This window comes from Burkholderia paludis (assembly GCF_000732615.1).
GTDB classification, from domain to species: Bacteria; Pseudomonadota; Gammaproteobacteria; order Burkholderiales; family Burkholderiaceae; genus Burkholderia; species Burkholderia paludis.
In genome coordinates this window covers 1-2,976 of record NZ_JPGL01000137.1, presented here as the reverse complement: position 1 = coordinate 2,976, position 2,976 = coordinate 1, and the positions used below count along the sequence as shown (strand labels likewise).

2 protein-coding genes, 1 pseudogene and 1 other annotated feature are annotated in these 2,976 nt (G+C 57.3%); all 3 genes and pseudogenes read left to right on the top strand.

The features are described 5' to 3' along the window. Window positions 1-243: PAAR domain-containing protein (locus GQ56_RS42765; protein WP_075123138.1), on the top strand; the 243-nt coding region annotated here is incomplete at its 5' end. Window positions 244-290: 47 nt separating this feature from the next. Next, window positions 291-1,505, top strand: a pseudogene (locus tag GQ56_RS39885) (IS3 family transposase). Then, window positions 548-664: a sequence feature (AL1L pseudoknot), on the top strand. (Overlaps the previous pseudogene by 117 nt.) A 109-nt stretch (window positions 1,506-1,614) precedes the next feature. Next, the coding region (locus tag GQ56_RS39880) for a virulence factor (RefSeq protein WP_235212845.1) at window positions 1,615-2,976 on the top strand (1,362 nt) is incomplete at its 3' end.

The window sequence follows — 2,976 nt, the reverse complement described above, 5'->3', positions numbered from 1 at the left end:
CGAGTTGGTGACGTACACAGTCACGGCGGAGTCGTACAGACGGGTGCGCCCAACAGTAAGGTCATGGGTCGCGCCGTGGGGCGTATCGGGGACCACTGTGTCTGTCCGATGCACGGAGACGTTGTGATTGTCGAGGGCGACCCGGAGATGAAGGTTGAGGGATCTGACGCGGCTTTTCACGGTCACAAAACTTCGTGTGGCGCCGTTCTGTTTTCTAGCCTGCCAACATCAGGACGCCCTTGAACCGCCCCGGATTTTGTGGAGGCTCCAACTCTTGAGACAAGGGAGCCATGAACAAGAAGGCAACCAAGTTTTCCCCGGAGGTTCGCGAGCGTGCAGTACGTCTGGTGCGCGAGCAGCGTAGCAAACATCCGTCGATGTGGGCAGCGGTCGAATCGATTGCACCGATGATCGGCTGCACGCCGCAGACGCTGCATGATTGGGTCAAGCGCGACCAGGTTGACCACGGTGAGCGCGACGGCGTGACCACAGACGAGCGCGAGGTCAAGGAGTTGCGTCGGGCCAACGAGATTCTCAAGGTCGCGAGCGCGTTTTTCGCCCAGGCGGAGCTCGACCGCCGTTTCAAATCCTGAAGGCCTTCGTCGATCAGCATCGCGACACCTTTGGGGTCGAGCCGATTTGCAAGGTCTTGCAGATTGCCCCGTCGGGTTACCGACGCCATGCGGCACAGCTTCGAGATCCGTCCAGACACTGTGCCGGCGCGAAACGCGACGCGATTCTGCAACCCGAGATCAAGCGCGTCTGGCAGGACAACATGCAGGTCTATGGCGTGCCGAAGGTCTGGAAGCAGATGAACCGGGAAGGCATTGCGGTGGCACGCTGTACGGTCGCACGGCTGATGAAGCTGCAAGGCTTGCGAGGCGCAGTTCGAGGCAAGCGGCTTCGCACGACGACTTCCAATACGAGCGCGCCGCGCCTGCTAGACTGGGTCAACCGGCAGTTCAAAGCTGACCGGCCGAATCAGCTTTGGGTTTCGGATTTCACCTATGTCTCGACATGGCAGGGCTGGCTGTACGTGGCGTTCGTAATCGACGTGTTCGCCCGTCGCATCGTTGGCTGGCGCGTCAGTTCGTCGATGACCACGGACTTCGTTCTTGATGCACTTGAACAGGCGTTGTACGCACGCCAACCGGGCGACGACGGGACCTTGATACATCACTCCGATAGGGGGGGCTCAATACGTCAGCATTCGGTACAGCGAACGTTTGGCCGAGGCGAGTATCGAGCCATCCGTTGGCAGCCGTGGCGACAGCTAAGATAACGCGCTGGCTGAAACGATCAACGGCCTGTACAAGACGGAACTGATTCATCGGCGCGCCCCGTGGAAGACGAGGGAATCTGTCGAACTGGCAAGCTTGGAATGGGTCGCCTGGTACAACCATTGTCGGCTGATGGAACCGCTCGGCTATATCCCGCCCGCCGAGGCTGAAGCAAACTACTACAGGCAACTCAGAAATGCCGCTGACGTGCCTGCATCAACTTAAACCAACCGGCCTCCACGATTCCCGGGGCGGTTCAAAGTGAAGGTACCATACCGACAAAGATCATGGACGAGCGCGAAGGACGGTTTTATCTCAGCGTCGGAGGTGGAGTATGAAGACGCTGATTGCGACTGGCTCGCGACGTATTGCTGTTGCATTGGTGGTATGGGTGATGGCGGCAGGTCTGTTAGGCTTACTGACGGTTCAGATGGGGCAAGCGCGATCGGTTCCACTTGATACGGGAGATTGGATGAAACGACTAGTATTGATACCCGGATTGCTGGCGCTGACGGTGCTGATTTTGACAACGGCGGCGACACGTTCTGTTGAAGCGGCTCCAGTGACCAAAACAAATGTCGCGGTCACAGCAGAAGCCCCGGTCGTGCCTTATACAGTTCAAGTTGTTGGTCTGATTTGGCTGAATCCATTGCAGCGAAAGGATTACCCAACAGAATGGCAGACGTTGTGGGCACAGGGATTGGTGCAGCCGAATAAGAATGACGACATGGTTCGTACCGATCCAAAATCATTTAAGACGCTTCAATCGATCGGAGCATTGGTATACGGAAATAGAGGAACCGAGACGTTCAAAGGGTACTTTCATAAGTATGCGTTCGAATTCCCCCGATTTCTACGGACACCTTATGCGACCAATGCAAAGTATTTCTACACAGTGAAACCGGAGAACACCCGAGATTGGCGCGAACTCGCGGGTATTCACGTCGAATCCGCGATTCCCCCTAGGCTCGACGTGAACGAAGCTCGGGACTATCTAGCCAATACGATCAAGGAGGCTTTCTTGATTGGCAATCCATATTTCAAGACAGTATGGAGCCGTGACACCCCGCCGGACGTACATGTCACGCAGGGCGGCGCAAATGCTGGCTTCACGTCGTTGAACGATGGGCTGGCATACCTCGAAGCTAATCCGGACAAGAGCGTCTGGGTGATGAACTGGGACGCACCAAGCTTCCCTCCGAAGGATGGGCAGATCAACGAAAATCTCGTCGTGCTGTTCCTCGCTGGACCGAACTTCAATACCGAGCGTGAACCGCTTGCGTGGATTGGAAAAGCGGTGACCGGCAACACGCAGGATTTCACGCCGAAGGTCGGAGCACCGCGCGCGGTACAGGCGTGGAAGGCGACGATCGAGCAAGCAGCCAAGAATGCCGGTATCGGTCCGACCGACCTTCAGTACGTCGTTCACGATGCGGGGCACGGGGGCGACGTAGCATCGGCACGTTTGGGGGCGCTTTCGCAGTCGTTGACGGAAACACTGCCTGAATACGACCACATGAAGCAGACGTTCAATACAGCGGCGTTGCTCGGCGATATGGGGACGGGTGGTGCACTGACCGATGTCGTGTTGGCGATTGGTCGTATCAACCACTTCGGTGGCAATGCGCTTGTTGCCGGTACAACGGATTCGCAGCATCCGGTCGCCGTTGTCGTGCGACCGCCGTCGAAACTTACC